Consider the following 14,224-nt stretch of genomic DNA (forward strand, 5'->3'; position numbering starts at 1 on the left):
CCGCACCCAGCCCCGGCCACCTGGGTCCCATCACGCGTCACCAACGTCATGACATCCGAAACTCTCAGAAGTCATGAGATAACACAGTCGTGAGCACCTACCGCCTGACCCCGGCAGGCACGTGTAGCCCCGTCGCCCAGACGGTCACTCCCCGACATGTCACACGCAGGCAACATGGTGCGTCCCTAGGATCGTCCTGTAGTGAGAACCCACTAGGAGGAACCATGATCAGGGTAGCGATCAACGGATACGGCAACCTCGGCCGCGGCGTCGAGCAGGCCATCACCAAGAACGCGGACATGGAGGTCGCCGTCGTCTTCACCCGACGCGACCCGGCCAGCGTCACCACCCAGGGGGCGCCCGTCGCCCACGTCGACGACATGGCCGCCTGGGCCGACAAGGTCGATGTCTGCCTGAACTGCGGGGGCTCGGCCACCGACCTGATCGAGCAGACCCCGGCCGCCGCCGCCGTGTTCAACACGGTCGACTCCTTCGACACCCACGCTCGTATTCCTGAGCACTTCGCCGCCGTCGACACCGCCGCCAAGGCCTCCGGCCACGTCGCCCTCATCTCCGCCGGCTGGGACCCGGGCCTGTTCTCCATGCTGCGGGTCCTGGGTGAGGCCGTCCTGCCCGACGGCGCCACCACCACGTTCTGGGGACCCGGCGTCTCCCAGGGGCACTCCGACGCCCTGCGCCGCATCGACGGCGTCGTGGACGCCAAGCAGTACACCCTCCCGGTGGAGGCCACCGTCGCCGCGGTCAAGGCCGGTGACGACGTCGAGCTGACCACCCGCTCCATGCACACGCGCGACTGCTACGTGGTGGCCGAGGAGGGCGCCGACCTGGCCCGCATCGAGCGGGAGATCGTGGAGATGCCCAACTACTTCGCCGACTACGACACCACCGTCACCTTCATCACCGCCGAGGAGCTGGCCGCCGAGCACGCCGGGATCCCGCACGGCGGCTCCGTCATCCGCCGCGGGCACACCTCCGAGGGTGTGGCCGAGACCGTGAGCTTCGAGCTCCAGCTTGACTCCAACCCGGAGTTCACCGGCTCGGTCCTGGTCGCCACGGCGCGAGCGGTGGCCAGGCTGGCCGCCCGCGGCGAGACCGGCGCGCGCACCGTGTTCGACGTGACGCTCGCCGACCTGTCCCCGACGAGCCCTGAGGAGCTGCGCGCCCGCTACCTGTGAGGCGGGCGGACAACCCGAGGCGTCCCGCCGTCGACACCGCGCCGACAGCGGGACGCCCCGGCTCCGGCTGAGTCAATCGCGGATAAGGGGGACGTCGACGTCAGGCAGCTCGCCGCGGCGGGCTGCACGCAGGAGCCTCATCCCGTCCCGGGTTGCCTGCGCCGCCGTGACGAGCGGGCGGCGAGTGCTCAGGAGCTGGCGCCGGCCGCCGCGCAGGACGATCTCCCGGGCGGCCCGGCCCGCCGTGGCCACCCAGCGGCGCTGCGTGGCCCGATCCAGGTGCAGCCCCGCGTACAGCAGCCGGTTGCGCACGTTGTAGTAGTAGTAGATGTCCGACTTGGCGCGGTCGGACTGGTCGTCCTCGGAGTGGGTGCCGCCCTCATCGTGGACGGCGACGGCGTCGCGCACCAGGGCCAGGCTGCCCCCGGCCGCCAGCACCCGGGCCGAGAAGTCCACGTCCTCCCAGTACAGGAAGTAGCGCGCGTCCAGGCCGCCGGCGGCCTCGAACAGGTCCGCCGACAGCGCCAGGCAGGCCCCCGAGAGCCACGGCTGGGTGCCGCCGGGAGGAATCGGGCGCGGTGAGCGGCGCGAGCGCATCGAGCCGTCGGCCAGGCACACGACGATCCCGTCGGAGACGACGCGGCCACTGGAGTCCTTGAGCACCGGCGCCACCAGGGCGAGCCGGTCCGCGTGCGCCCTGGCCACCAGGCGGATGAGGTCGCCCCGGGCGATGACGGCGTCGGGGTTGAGCAGGACCAGCAGGTCGGCGCCGAGCTCGCGGGCCCGGGCCACCCCCAGGTTCATGCCGCCGCCGAAGCCGGTGTTCGTCTCCGGCAGGACCGCCTCCCAGCCCCGCGAGGAGGCCAGCGCCACCAGCTCCTCGCGGGCGGCGGGCGTGGAGTAGTTGTCGACGACGATGATGCGGGCCTCGGGGGAGTCCTCGGCCACGCGCGCCAGCGTGCGCTCCAGCAGCGCCGCCGAGTCGTAGCTGACGACGATGACCGCCGTGCGCGAGAGCAGGTCGCCGCCGGAGAGAGCCTCGGAGGCCTCAGTGATCTCGACGGCCTTGGCGGGGGCGCCGGTGGCGGGTCCGGTCGGATCGGCGGCCTCGGGGGTCTCGGCGCCCTGGGCGGGGTCGGGGGTGGCGGTCATCGGAGCAGGAGCCTTCCGGGTGCGGGGGCGACGTCGTGGCTCGGGTGCTCCCGCCGTGGGGCGCACCCGCTTCGTGATAGTACCGTTAGACCCTGATATCACGCCGCGATCCGCCGGCAGGCGGGAGGAAGGACGGGGCTGGACGTGCACCTGACCATCGCGATGCTCACCTATCGTCGTAACGACTACCTCGCGCAGGTGATCCCCGAGCTGCTGGCGCAGGCCGACGACGTCTGTGACGCGCAGACGACGGCGAGCGTGCTCATTGTGGACAACGACCCGCAGGCCGGGGCTCGGGCCGTCGTCGAGGCCGCTCGGGCGGCGTTGGTGGGCGAGCCGCCGGAGGCGGCAGAGTTGTCCGGGTCGCCCGGGCAGGCCGAGCCGTCCGGGTCGGCTGACTCAGACGCGGCGGCGACGTCGCGGCTGGTCTACGTCCATGAGCCCGAGCCGGGCATTGTGGCCGGCCGCAACCGGGCCCTGAGCCAGGCCCACGGCTCCGACGCCCTCATCTTCATTGACGACGACGAGATCCCCTCACCGGGCTGGCTCAAGGCCCTCGTGAGCACCTGGCGCGCCCAGGGCTGCGCCGCCGTCACCGGCCCCACGCCGCCGACCTTCGAGGTTAACCCCTCGGCGTGGGTGGTCGCCTCGGGCGCCTTTGACTCCTGGGAGGCCGCCGACGGCGCCCAGGTCCGCAGCGCCGACACCGGCAACCTGCTCCTGGACCTGGCCGTCGTCGAGGGCCTGGGGCTGCGCTTCGACCCGCGCTACGGGCTCACCGGCGGGGAGGATTCCCTGTTCACCCGCCAGCTCACCCGCGCCGGCGGCATCATCCGCTTCGCGGCCGGGGCGGTGGTCACCAAGCGCGTGCCCGCGGCCCGCGCCCGGCGCACCTGGGTGCTGGAGCGCTCCCTGCGTTCGGGCTCGTCCTGGGCCCGGGTACGCATCGACACGGTCGGTCCTGCCGACGGTGGTGCCTCCGGCCGGCTCGCGCGCCTCAGGCTGCGCCTGGGCTACGGCGCCAAGGGACTGGCCAAGGCCGGTGTCGACGGGGCGCGCGCCGGCCTGGCCCGCATCCGCGGCGACGTGCCCGCCCAGGCCCGCTACGAGGTCTCCTCACGCGGCGGACTGGGCATGGTCGTGGGCGCTCTGGGCGTCCACGTGCGCGAGTACGGCCGCCCCCGCCGCAGGCGAAGCACGGCACGCCCCGGCAGGAGGAACGCATGAACCGGCTGACGATCGCCATCCCCACCTTCCGCCGCCCGCAGGATCTCAAGCGGGCCGTCAGCGGGGTCCTGGAGCAGGCCCGGGAACTGGTCGGCGGCCTGAGCCCCGAGGCCCGCGAACCCGAGGGCGATGCGGTGGGTGCGGCGGATGCGGATGGGGGCACCGGGAGGGGCGTGAGCGACGTCGAGGTCCTCGTCATCGACAACGACGCCCAGCGCACCGGGCGCGAGGCCGCCCTCGCCGCAGCGGCCGACGCCGGGATGCCGGTGCGTTCCTCAGCGGAGGCGCCGGAGGGGCCCGGGGCCGTGGGCCTGCGCTACGTCGTCGAGGAGAGGCCCGGCGTGGCGGCGGTGCGCAACCGCGCCCTGGATGAGACCGGCGGGCGCGACCTGCTCGTCTTCATCGACGACGACGAGGAGCCCGAGCCCGGCTGGCTCGCCGCCCTCGTGGGGCTGTGGGCCTCCACCGGCTGCCAGGCGGTGGCCGGGCCCGTCGTCCCCGTCTACGACGTCGAGCCGGAGGCGTGGGTGCGCCAGGGCGAGTTCTTCGTGCGCAGGACCTGGCCCACCGGCACGGTCCGCCCGGTGGCGGCCTCCAACTGCCTGCTGCTGGACCTGGGTTTTGTGCGCCGGGCCGGGCTGCGCTTCGACGAGGCCTTCGGCGCCACTGGGGGAGAGGACACGCTCTTCACCCGTCGACTGAGCGCCGCCGGTGGGGTCATCCGCTGGTGCGATGAGGCGCGCGTGCGCGACCACGTGCCGGCCTCGCGCCTCACCCGCCCCTGGATCCTCAGACGGCAGCGCTCCCATGCCGCCACCTCGGTGCGCGTGGAGCTGGCGCTGGCCGGTGGTGGGGCTCAGCCGGCCATCCGGGCCCGGGCCGCCGCCGGTGGCCTGGCGCGCATCGTCGTCGGCGGCCTGCGAACCGCCGGCGGAACCCTCATCGGCAGCCCCCGGCACGCAGCCAAGGGGGCCCGGCTGCTGGCCCGCGGCCGCGGCATCCTGGCGGCCAGCGTCGGAGGCGGCGTCCACCGCGAGTACGACCACTGAGCGGCTGTCGAGCACCCCAGTCTCTTCTCTCCTTCCACCTTTGTGCCGAGCCGGGCATTTTTCGCGTGCCCCAACAGAAATTCCGTGGGGCTACGCGAAAAATGCCCGGCTCGGCGGCGGGCGCAGGCGGCACCACCGCCCTTGCGGGGGGCGCGTGGAGCCGGAGGGATCGGCTGCGGTTCTGAGGGGGCTGTACCTGGAGGCTTATTCACGGTTTCCGTTGAAGGTACTGTGACTTGCGAAGATGCTGGCATCGGCTGACTCTGTGAATCAGCCCCAAGGTGTTCTACGATCCCGACTTCGTGGAGTTCGACTAAAGGTCGGTTTGATCTGTGGTGGTTGGGTCTTCGGGTACGGACTCAGCCGTGAGGGCCGCCGGAGCGGCACCGACGGGCTCACCACCCGGCTCGTCGTCGATGCCCAGCTGGGCGGCCTCGCGCAGGGGAGGTTGCAGGACGGCGGCCCCCAGCACGATCGGCAGGTAGGCGGGCAGCACCGTCCAGGGCCCCACGAACACGTTCTGCACCACGGTCAGGGCCGCGAAGAACAGCCAGGGGGTGGCCTTGAGTCGCCCCAGGTCACGCATCATCGCCGCCAGCGCCATCCCGGCGATGAGCAGCAGCAGCAGGCCGCCCGGGATCGAGGCCGCCGCCCACATGTCCATGACCCCCGAGTGCAGCTCGATGCGGCCGCCGAACATGAAGTTCTCCACATACCCGTTCTCCGGGTCATAGCCCAGGGCCGCCATGCCGCGCTTGGCCACCCACAGGTCCTCGAAACGGGGCTTGACACCGGCGCCGTACCCCCAGGGTCGGTTCTGGAACAGGGCCCAGGAGGCCCCCAGCTCGGGGCGGGCGGACAGGAGCAGCCCCGCCGAGCTCGAGGACTGGGCGATGGTCCGGTTCTGGGCGTCCTCGCCCAGGGTCCCGGACTCCGAGGCCATGACGACCCCGACCATCGCCACGATCCCCACGACCGCCAGAACGAGGATCTGGGAGACTGCCAGGCGCCGAGGAGTGGGCACGTGCCACCGGGCCCAGGACGCGAGGGCCTGCCAGATGACCGTGCCCAGGATGATGGCCAGGAAAGCCAGGGTGGAGCGCGAGTCGGAGACGAGGAAGACGGCGCTGAGCACCAGCAGGGCGGCGATCTGCACGAGCCGGCGCCGGTCGGCCACGAGGCTGAGGACCATGATCGTCACCGCCGCACCGACCCCGAACTTCCACGGGTTGGTGCTGGTCTGCAACAGGGGCAGTGAGTCCAGGAACATGCCGAAGCCGACCGCCAGGGCCGCGTGCCTGGTTCCCAGCCGGCGCGCCCCCCACACGAAGACGGCCACCGCGCAGGGCACGGCCAGCAGGCTCAAGGTGGTGACGCGGCGGGCCCACGCCTCGACGGCGAAGCTGCTCTCGGCCAGCAGGGACATGATGTAGGCCGTGCCAGCCGCCAGGATGGACATCACGAGCAGCAGCGAGAACCGGTGCGCCTTGCGTACGGCCGTCCAGGTGATGGGGACCGAGGCGAGTGCGACACAGTCCCCGACGCTCAGGGCGGCCGCCAGCTCGCGGCGCACACCCACGCAGACCAACAGGACGACGGCGATCGCCATCTCCAGCCGGCGCCATGTCGCCCCCGGTTTCCGGCCCGCCCCGGGATCCGTGTCCGACGGCGTCCGCGAGCCCCGGTGGGAGAGGGCCTGCGACCATGTCTGGGCCACGGCCGGTCAGGCGTCTTCCCGAGAGCGACGACGCCCGATGATGAGCAGCGGGTCCTCGACCTTGTCCTGCGGGTTCTTCTGACTCAGGAAGTACAGCAGGATCGCCATGATGGCGCCGGCGGCGAGCCCGATGGCGGTCCCGATCAGCGCGGTGGACACGGCCGACAGGCTCGAGGGGGAGGAGGGGGTCGTGGGGGAGTCCACTACCTTGAGGGTCGCGGTGGTGTTCCCCGCCTGCCCGGAGCTGGACAGGTCGCGGGCCACCGAGTCCAGGGCGGTCAGCTCGGCCTCGGCAATCTTGTGGGCGCGCTCGGGATCCGTGCTGGTGCACCGGATCTCCACCAGCGTGGTGCCGGTCTTGCTGGTTACCGACACGGACCTGCGCAGCTCGTCCTGGCTGATCCCCGTGTTCTTGGAGACCTCCGCGAAGGTGCTCTCCGAGGTCCCGATCTCCACCAGCGTCGGCATGACGGAGGTCAGGTAGTTGAAGGTGCTGGGGAGGTTGGCCTCACCGTTCTCCACGTACAGGTTCGCGTTGGCAGTGGAGGTGTACTGCGCCGGCGTCAACAGGCCGAAGACAGTGCCGATGATGGTGCCCAGCACAACGTGCATGACCACCAGGACTGCGTTCTTGCGCAGCGCGATGATGAGGGTTTCCGGGTCCATGGGTTCCGTTTCGGTGATTGCGGGAGCAACAGAATAGCGCGCGGTATGGAACGAGAGCCGGGCGCGGGAAGTGACTCACCTCCTTCCCGGGCACTTCTCAGAACTCGTTGGGTCGTTGAGGCCCGAGGATTGCAGGCACTCGCAGGGCGATCGACCGGTCGGGTAGTGATCAATGCGACGGACCTGCGCCAGGCGGAGCAAGACCGACGACGACGCGGGTGTGAGTGACTTCGGGGCGGCGCTCAGGGCTCGTTGGAGCCCTCGGTGCGCGAGTCGGTCCTCGGCTCCGAGGCGCTCTCGGAGCCGCTTGAGTCGCCTGCGGGGCCGGAGTGAAGGGTGGGTCTGGCCTTCATGCCGCGCAGGCCGTTCCAGGCGAGGTTGACCATGTGGGCGGCCACCTCCTCCTTGCTCATCGAGCGGTTCTCCAACCACCACTGAGCCGGCATGGCCACGATACCCACCAGCATCTGGGCGTACAGCGGGGCCGTGCGCGGGTCGAGGTCGTGGGCGGCGAACTGCGAGGCGAGGATCCCGGAGACCTCGATGGCGACGTCGGCCAGCAGCGTGGAGTAGGTGCCGGCCGCGCGATCCGAGCCCGCCGAGAGGATGCGGAAACCGTCGGGGGAGTCCTCGATGTAGGTCAGCAGGGCCAGGGCGGCCCGCTCGGCGATCCGTGAGGCAGAGCCGGAGGCGTCGGATCCTCCTGGTGCGTGCCGGTCGGCCTCCGGCGCCGCTGCGGCGTCCGCGGCCGGGTCTGCGATCGCCGAGGAGATCGCGGCCGAGATCGTGGTGATCTCCCGGTCGACGACGACGGCGTACAGGCCCTCCTTGCCGCCGAAGTGCTCGTAGACCACCGGCTTGGACACCTGGGCGCGGGCCGCCACCTCCTCCACGCTCGTGGCGTCGAAGCCGCGCTCGGCGAACAGCCCGCGGGCCACGGCGATGAGCTGCTCGCGCCGCTCGCTGGCACTCATGCGGGTGCGCTTGGCCGCCATGGTCTAGACCTCGCTGCTGCGGTCGGCCGGTTGGTCGGGGTGACGGCGCTGGGACCACTGGGTGAAGCGCGTCGAGGCCAGCGCCCCGGTGCGGCGGGCCAGTCGGTGGCTGGGGGCCTCGATGTAGCGCTGGAACAGCCAGGTCAGTGGCGCTGAGGCCAGCGGTGCCAGGACGAGCACCCACCACGGCGACATCGAGTGCGTCAGCAGCCGCAGTGAGACCACGACCGGTTCGTGCACCAGGTACAGGGAGAAGGACATGAGCCCCAGGTACTGCACGGTGCGTGAGTGCAGCAGGGCGCGCAGCGCCCCGGCGCGCACCACGAGGTGGACCAGGTAGGCCGCCGCCGCCAGGGTGACCGCGTTGGCCAGGCGCTGGGCCGTGTGGCTCTCCATCCCCGGCCACCAGGCCAGGGTGATGAGCAGCAGGCACACCAGGGCCTGCGTCGTCGCCCAGGGCCGGGGGCTCTCGGGGACCGGGGCGGGGCTGTGCCCCCAGGCCCAGCCCATGACCGCGCCGACGGTGAAGACCGGCAGGTAGCTGCCCGAGCCGGGGCTGGCGGTGATGACCGGCACCGCCAGGGCAGCCGCGACCGGCAGCCAGGAGACCCGCCAGCGGGCGCACAGGGCCACGCCGAGGATCATCAGGGGCAGCACGAAGGAGAAGATCGCCTCGGCGTGCAACGACCACAAGACCGTGTTGCGGTAGGCGTGCTTGGGGATGAGCAGGTACTCCATGAGCATCTGGCGCGCCCCGAGCCCCGGGGGGTGAGTGTCGGTCATCCAACGCCCCAGCGCCGGATCCTCCGAGCGCGGCACGAGCAGCATCGCGATGACCGCGAAGGTCGTGGAGGCCGCCGCCGGCAGCCACAGGCGCACGAAGCGCCGCGGGGCGTAGTCGACCCAGTCGAAGCGCCGCCCCTGGGCGTGGCGGCGGGCCACCGGGTAGGTCAGGGCCACGCCGGACAGGACGAAGAAGATGAGGACGGCCTCGTGGCCCGCCCACAGCAGGTGGAGGGGGCTCTGGGTGAGGATCCGGTTGAAGGTGCCGGTGGGCACGGTGCCGGGCCGCGCCCCGACCTCCGCCAGTGCGGGCACGGTCTCCAGGGCGTGGTGGATGAGCACGACGACGGCCGCCAGCCCACGCAGCCCGTCGAGCTCGATGAGGCGCACCGCTGCCGGCTTGCCGGAAGAGGGAGGGGGAGCGGAGGGGGAACTGGACATGCCCCCATCCTGCCCTGTCCTCCCGGCCGACCGCGAAGTCCGAGGAGTGTGGCATGCGCCCCGTGCAGGTGCGAGGCCCGGTGCCGGGCGCGACCGGGGCGCGCTGAGTTGCCGCGAAGGTGCCGAGTGCGACCGGGACGTGAGAGACTGTCCCGGCGTCTCGCCCCTCGCCGTCGGGCCCGGGCCGGGATGTGTCCTTCCGCCCTGGTGTAGCGGCAGCACGCAGGCCTTTGGAGCCTTGAGGCCCGGGTTCGAATCCTGGGGGCGGAGCGGCGTAGCATGAGCGGCGTTGGGGTTCCCTCGCTCTCACGCCCGACTGCGGTCACCCGGTCGCCGGCGGGATACGCGCCAACCGTCCATCCGTACCTGATTTCAGAAACCGTTGGAGTCCGTCCCCGGCCTCCGCCCGGTCATGGCCGGAGACGTCGGGAGCCCGGGCGCGAACCTGTGAGAAGAGGACACGTGACGCCAACCGCACCCGCCGCCGTCATCGTCATGGCCGCAGGCAAGGGAACTCGTATGCGATCGGTCACCCCCAAGGTCCTGCACCGGATCGGCGGTCGCAGCCTGGTGGACCACGCCGTCACCGCAGCCAGGGGGCTCGAGCCCCAGCACCTCGTCGTCGTCGTGCGTCACGAGCGCGACGCCGTCATCGCCCACCTCGCCGAGGTCGCCCCCGACGCCGTCCCGGCCGACCAGGACGAGGTCTCCGGCACCGGGCGGGCCGTCGCCTGCGGACTGGCCGCCCTGCCCGAGGACCTGGACGGGCCCGTCGTCGTCACCAGCGGGGACGTCCCGCTGCTGGACACCGCCACCCTGAAGGAGCTGCTGGCCCAGCACAACGAGCGCGGGGATGCCGTCACCCTGCTGACCACCGAGCTCGCGGACCCCACCGGCTACGGGCGCGTCGTGCGCGAGGCCGACGGCACCGTCTCGGCCGTCGTCGAGCAGCGCGACGCCAGCGAGGCCCAGCGCGCCATCCGCGAGATCAACGCCGGCGTCTACGTCTTCGACGCCGCCCACCTGCGCACTGCCCTGGCGACCCTGGGCACGGACAACGACCAGGGTGAGGTCTACCTCACCGACGTCGTCGCCCATGCTCACCGGGCCGGGCGGTCCACCAGTGCGCTGGTCGTCGCCGACCACTGGCTCGTCGAGGGCTGCAATGACCGCGCCCAGCTCGCCGAGCTCGGCGCCGAGCTCAACCGCCGCGTCCTGGCCGACTGGATGGCCCAGGGCGTCGGCGTCGTCGACCCGGCCTCCACCTGGGTGGACGTCACCGCCGAGCTCGCCCAGGACGTCACCCTCGAGCAGGGCGTCCTCGTGCGCGGAACCACCCGGGTCGGCCAGGGCGCCCGCGTGGGCGCCTACGCGATCCTCACCGACGCCGTCATCCCGGCCGGCTGCGTCGTGGCCCCTTTCAGCCAGCTCGACGCCGACGCCGCCCAGGCCTGAGGCATGAGCGCTCCGCAGCTTCGGCCCCGGCCGGTCGGGCCCTCACGGCCCTGCCGGCCGAAGCGATCACTGACCTTCACCTCCGTCTCCAACAGTTACATCGAGGGCCGCACCGGCCGTGAGAAGGGAACCACGTCATGACGGGCATCATTACCAAGGGTGAGAAACGGCTGGTCGTCGTCTCCGGGCGCGCCCATCCCGAGCTCGCCCGGGACGTGGCCAGTGAGCTCGGCACCGAGGTGCTGTCCTCCACGGCCTACGACTTCGCCAACGGGGAGACCTACGTCCGTTTCAACGAGTCGGTGCGCGGCTGCGACGTGTTCGTCGTCCAGTCCCACGGCGACCGCGTCAACGACTGGCTCATGGAGCAGCTCATCATGGTTGACGCCCTCAAGCGCGCCTCCGCCAAGCGCATCACCGTGGTGGCCCCCTTCTTCCCCTACGCCCGTCAGGACAAGAAGCACCTGGGGCGTGAGCCCATCAGCGCCCGCCTCGTGGCGGACCTCTACAAGACCGCCGGCGCCGACCGCCTCATGAGCGTGGACCTGCACACCTCTCAGGAGCAGGGCTTCTTCGACGGCCCCTGGGACCACCTGTGGGCCCAGCCGGTGCTCGTGGACTACGTGCGCACCCGCGTCGACCCCGCCAACGCCGCCGTCGTCTCCCCCGACGCCGGCCGTATCCGGGTGGCCGAGCGCTGGGCCAACCAGCTGGGCGGCACCCCGCTGGCCTTCGTCCACAAGACCCGCGACGTCACCCGCCCCAACGAGTCGGTGGCCAACCGCGTCGTCGGCGACGTCGAGGGGCGCTCCTGCGTCCTGGTCGATGACATGATCGACACCGGCGGCACCATCGCCAAGGCCGTCCAGGTGCTCCTGGACTCCGGCGCCAAGGACGTCATCGTCGCCGCGACCCACGGGGTGCTCTCCGGGCCGGCCGTGGACCGGCTCTCCACCTGCGGGGCCCGCGAGGTCATCGTCACCGACACTCTGCCGATCCCCGCCGGCAAGCGCTTCGACCAGCTGACCATCCTGCCGATCGCGCCGCTGCTGGCCCGGGCCATCAAGGCCGTCTTCGACGACGGCTCGGTGGCCTCCCTCTTCGACACCGTCGGCGTCGCCGGCGCCTGAGACCGGCAGGTCCGTGCGGGTCTCAGAACCCCCATGAGCCCGCCGCGCACCGACCCCGGCCTTCGCGCTCCCGCCCTCGCCGGCCCCTGACCGGGGCCCGGTGAGGGCGTCTCATATGGAGTTAGCCCACCACGGCGGTGAGTCGTGCTCAGGGCGTGGAGCACCCTTCAGGTAACGATTTTGTTGCAATCCGACCCTGTGGTCGCGTAGCGTGGTGCCGTCATCGATTTGTGTCCTTTTCGTTCTCTCTTCGTGTTCCGCATGAGTGGACGTGCTCCCAGAACTGACAGGCGCTACCAGTTAAATTAATTGTTGTCACAGGCATTTGACCGGCGACTCAAGTGAGCCTCATTCGCCCTGATGTCAACGGTGTGCCGTGATCCGCCTGCGCGTTGCTCGCCATATGTACCGGAGGTTTCCGTGCGTCGTCTCTCCACCATCCCTCGTCTTGCCATCATCCTGTCCCTCCTGCCGCTGCTACTCGCCTCGATGGTCGTCCTGACTCCCGCCGCACCGGTGGCCGCGGCTCAGGAGGCCGATGCCGATGGGAACGACCAGGGCGACGGCTCCGGCAATGTCGGCGACAACGGGGGCGGCGGTGCTGCGGGTACCGACCCCTCCGGTCAGTCCTCCCGGGAGCCCGCGTACACGGCCGCACCCCTGCCCACGGTGCAGATCGACGGCGTCGCCTGGGGACAACTCGTCGTCGGCGACGTGGTCTACGTCGTCGGCAGCTTCGACAACGCCCGCCCGGCCGGCGCCCCCAAGAAGCAGCAGCAGATCGCGCGCTCCAACATCCTGGCCTACGACCTCAACACAGGCAAGCTCATCGAGGACTTCGCCCCCACCCTCAACGGGCCAGGGCGCAGCCTGGCCGTCTCCCAGGACGGCAAGACCCTCTACGTCGCCGGGGAGTTCGACAAGGTCAACGGCGAGTGGCACAGCCGCCTGGCGGCCTTCGACCTCACCCAGGGGCACGGAACCCTCATCTCCTCCTTCAGGCCCATGTTCAACACGACCGTCAAGGATATTGCGGTCGCCGGCGACACCCTCTACGCCGGGGGCTACTTCACCAAGGTGAACGGTCAGCCGCGTGTCAGGCTGGCCGCCCTCAAGGCCTCCACCGGTCAGCTGCTGAACTGGACGGCCTCCGCAGAGGGCCCCAACGCCCAGGTCTACGCGATCGAGGTCTCCCCGGACCACTCCAAGGTCGTCATCGGCGGCTCCTTCTCCTCGGTCAACGGCTCGAGCAAACCCGGCTACGGGATGGCGCTCCTGAGCGCCTCCACCGGTGAGATGCTGCCCATGCCCGTCAACGACACCGTGCGCACGGCCGGTGAGCACGCCGCCATCTTCGACATCGCCGTCGACGACGACGGTTTCTACGGCACCGCCTACTCCGCCGTCGGACGTCTAGACGAGGCCAACCTTGAGGGGAGCTTCAGGGCGGACTGGGACGGCAACCTCATCTGGCTCGAGCCGTGCCACGGTGACACTTACGGGATCGCCCCCACCAAGGACACCGTCTACACGGTGGGGCACGCCCACTCCTGCGAGACCATCTACGGGTTCCCCAACATGCCCGAGGTTCGCAAGGACGGTCCGCACCCCCTGTACGTGCGGGCCATGGCCTTCACCAACAGCGCCGACATCACCATCCGCCACCAGGGCGTCGTCAACGGCTACCAGGACTGGTCGACGTCGGGCTACAAGAGCCCCACGATCATCGGCTGGTACCCGGACCTGGAGGCGGGCAAGTACACGGGCATGTCCCAGGCCGCCTACAAGATCGACGTCACCGACTCCTACATCCTCATGGTGGGTGAGTTCGTCGAGGCCAACGGCACGACCCAGCAAGGGATCGTGCGCTACCCCAGACGTGCGGGCCAGCCCACGCTGCCCCCCGAGGGCAAGGCCGAGACCCTGGCCGCCAAGGCGGAGGTGACGACCTCGGGCTCGGTGAGGGTCGGGTTCAAAGCCACCTGGGACCGCGACGACCCAACCCTGACCTACAGTCTCTACCGGGATGACGAGACCACGCCGGTGGCCACCGAGAAGATCAGCGACACCCGCTGGGCGCTCAAGAGCCACAGCCTGGAAGACAGCACCTGCTCGCCTGGCGATCACACCTACCGCCTGGTGGTCTCCGACCCCAGCGGCAACACCATCACCGCCCAGATCCCGAGCGTCACGGTCCCTAAGACGGCGCAGAACAACAAGGAGAAGCAGGACAAGAAGGCGAAGAACGCCGCCGAGAACGCGGACCAGGGCGGCAACAAGCAGGCCGACGACGACCAGGCCGACGACGACGAGGACGACAACTGAGCGGCTCGGGGCGCGGCCCCTGGCCGGGACCTGTTTAGCGGCTCGCTGCAGACATCAAGGGCGGGTCCGATGCTTCAAGCATCGGACC

General features: G+C 70.9%; 11 protein-coding genes and 1 tRNA gene. 7 read left to right on the forward strand and 5 right to left on the reverse strand.

All coding sequences use genetic code 11. The annotated features are described in order from the left end of the window. Positions 1 to 224 precede the first annotated feature (224 nt). The gene (locus HMPREF2883_RS08415; protein WP_070661001.1) at positions 225 to 1,196 is read left to right on the forward strand and encodes a diaminopimelate dehydrogenase; all 972 of its coding nucleotides are present in this window, start codon (positions 225 to 227) and stop codon (positions 1,194 to 1,196) included. 72 nt (positions 1,197 to 1,268) lie between these two features. On the opposite strand, the gene HMPREF2883_RS08420 is transcribed toward HMPREF2883_RS08415, so the two are convergent. Next, complete coding sequence (locus HMPREF2883_RS08420) at positions 1,269 to 2,348, reverse strand: glycosyltransferase family 2 protein (protein WP_070661005.1); 1,080 nt, start codon at positions 2,346 to 2,348, stop codon at positions 1,269 to 1,271. Between the two features lie 144 nt (positions 2,349 to 2,492). Between HMPREF2883_RS08420 and HMPREF2883_RS08425 the strand changes: the two genes are divergently transcribed. Together HMPREF2883_RS08425 and HMPREF2883_RS08430 are read left to right on the forward strand one after the other, a co-directional pair. Then, positions 2,493 to 3,575: a glycosyltransferase family 2 protein gene (locus HMPREF2883_RS08425; RefSeq protein WP_070661009.1), complete on the forward strand. Its 1,083-nt coding sequence runs from the start codon at positions 2,493 to 2,495 to the stop codon at positions 3,573 to 3,575. Beyond that, the gene (locus tag HMPREF2883_RS08430; RefSeq protein ID WP_070661011.1) at positions 3,572 to 4,624 is read left to right on the forward strand and encodes a glycosyltransferase family 2 protein; all 1,053 of its coding nucleotides are present in this window, start codon (positions 3,572 to 3,574) and stop codon (positions 4,622 to 4,624) included. The genes HMPREF2883_RS08425 and HMPREF2883_RS08430 overlap by 4 nt, the downstream gene beginning before the upstream one ends. A 313-nt stretch (positions 4,625 to 4,937) precedes the next feature. On the opposite strand, the gene HMPREF2883_RS08435 is transcribed toward HMPREF2883_RS08430, so the two are convergent. The 4 genes from HMPREF2883_RS08435 to HMPREF2883_RS08450 all read right to left on the reverse strand — a co-directional run bounded on the left by HMPREF2883_RS08435 (position 4,938) and on the right by HMPREF2883_RS08450 (position 9,226). Next, positions 4,938 to 6,233: a hypothetical protein gene (locus tag HMPREF2883_RS08435; protein WP_070661013.1), complete on the reverse strand. Its 1,296-nt coding sequence runs from the start codon at positions 6,231 to 6,233 to the stop codon at positions 4,938 to 4,940. Positions 6,234 to 6,347: 114 nt separating this feature from the next. Beyond that, positions 6,348 to 7,007, reverse strand: coding sequence for a YveK family protein (locus tag HMPREF2883_RS08440; RefSeq protein WP_070661015.1), 660 nt, complete (start codon positions 7,005 to 7,007; stop codon positions 6,348 to 6,350). 242 nt (positions 7,008 to 7,249) lie between these two features. Further along, on the reverse strand, positions 7,250 to 8,002 hold the full coding sequence (locus tag HMPREF2883_RS08445) for a TetR/AcrR family transcriptional regulator (protein WP_070661018.1): 753 nt from the start codon (positions 8,000 to 8,002) through the stop codon (positions 7,250 to 7,252). Positions 8,003 to 8,005: 3 nt separating this feature from the next. Then, positions 8,006 to 9,226 carry an acyltransferase family protein gene (locus HMPREF2883_RS08450; RefSeq protein WP_070661021.1) on the reverse strand — a complete coding sequence of 407 codons (1,221 nt, stop codon included), beginning with the start codon at positions 9,224 to 9,226 and terminating at the stop codon, positions 8,006 to 8,008. 198 nt (positions 9,227 to 9,424) lie between these two features. Between HMPREF2883_RS08450 and HMPREF2883_RS08455 the strand changes: the two genes are divergently transcribed. From HMPREF2883_RS08455 to HMPREF2883_RS08470, 4 genes are all read left to right on the forward strand, one after another. Further along, positions 9,425 to 9,496, forward strand: a tRNA-Gln gene (locus HMPREF2883_RS08455). Positions 9,497 to 9,688: 192 nt separating this feature from the next. Next, a complete protein-coding gene (locus HMPREF2883_RS08460) occupies positions 9,689 to 10,681 on the forward strand; it encodes a bifunctional UDP-N-acetylglucosamine diphosphorylase/glucosamine-1-phosphate N-acetyltransferase GlmU (RefSeq protein WP_141759078.1) in 993 nt (330 codons plus the stop codon). Positions 10,682 to 10,818: 137 nt separating this feature from the next. Then, entirely contained in the window at positions 10,819 to 11,811 is a 993-nt protein-coding gene (locus HMPREF2883_RS08465) for a ribose-phosphate diphosphokinase (protein ID WP_070661023.1), read from the forward strand. Between the two features lie 420 nt (positions 11,812 to 12,231). Then, positions 12,232 to 14,136, forward strand: a complete 1,905-nt coding sequence (locus HMPREF2883_RS08470; RefSeq protein ID WP_070661025.1) for a WD40 repeat domain-containing protein — start codon at positions 12,232 to 12,234, stop codon at positions 14,134 to 14,136. The last annotated feature ends 88 nt before the right edge of the window (positions 14,137 to 14,224 follow it).

This window comes from Actinomyces sp. HMSC075C01 (genome assembly GCF_001812965.1).
GTDB lineage: Bacteria > Actinomycetota > Actinomycetes > Actinomycetales > Actinomycetaceae > Actinomyces > Actinomyces acetigenes.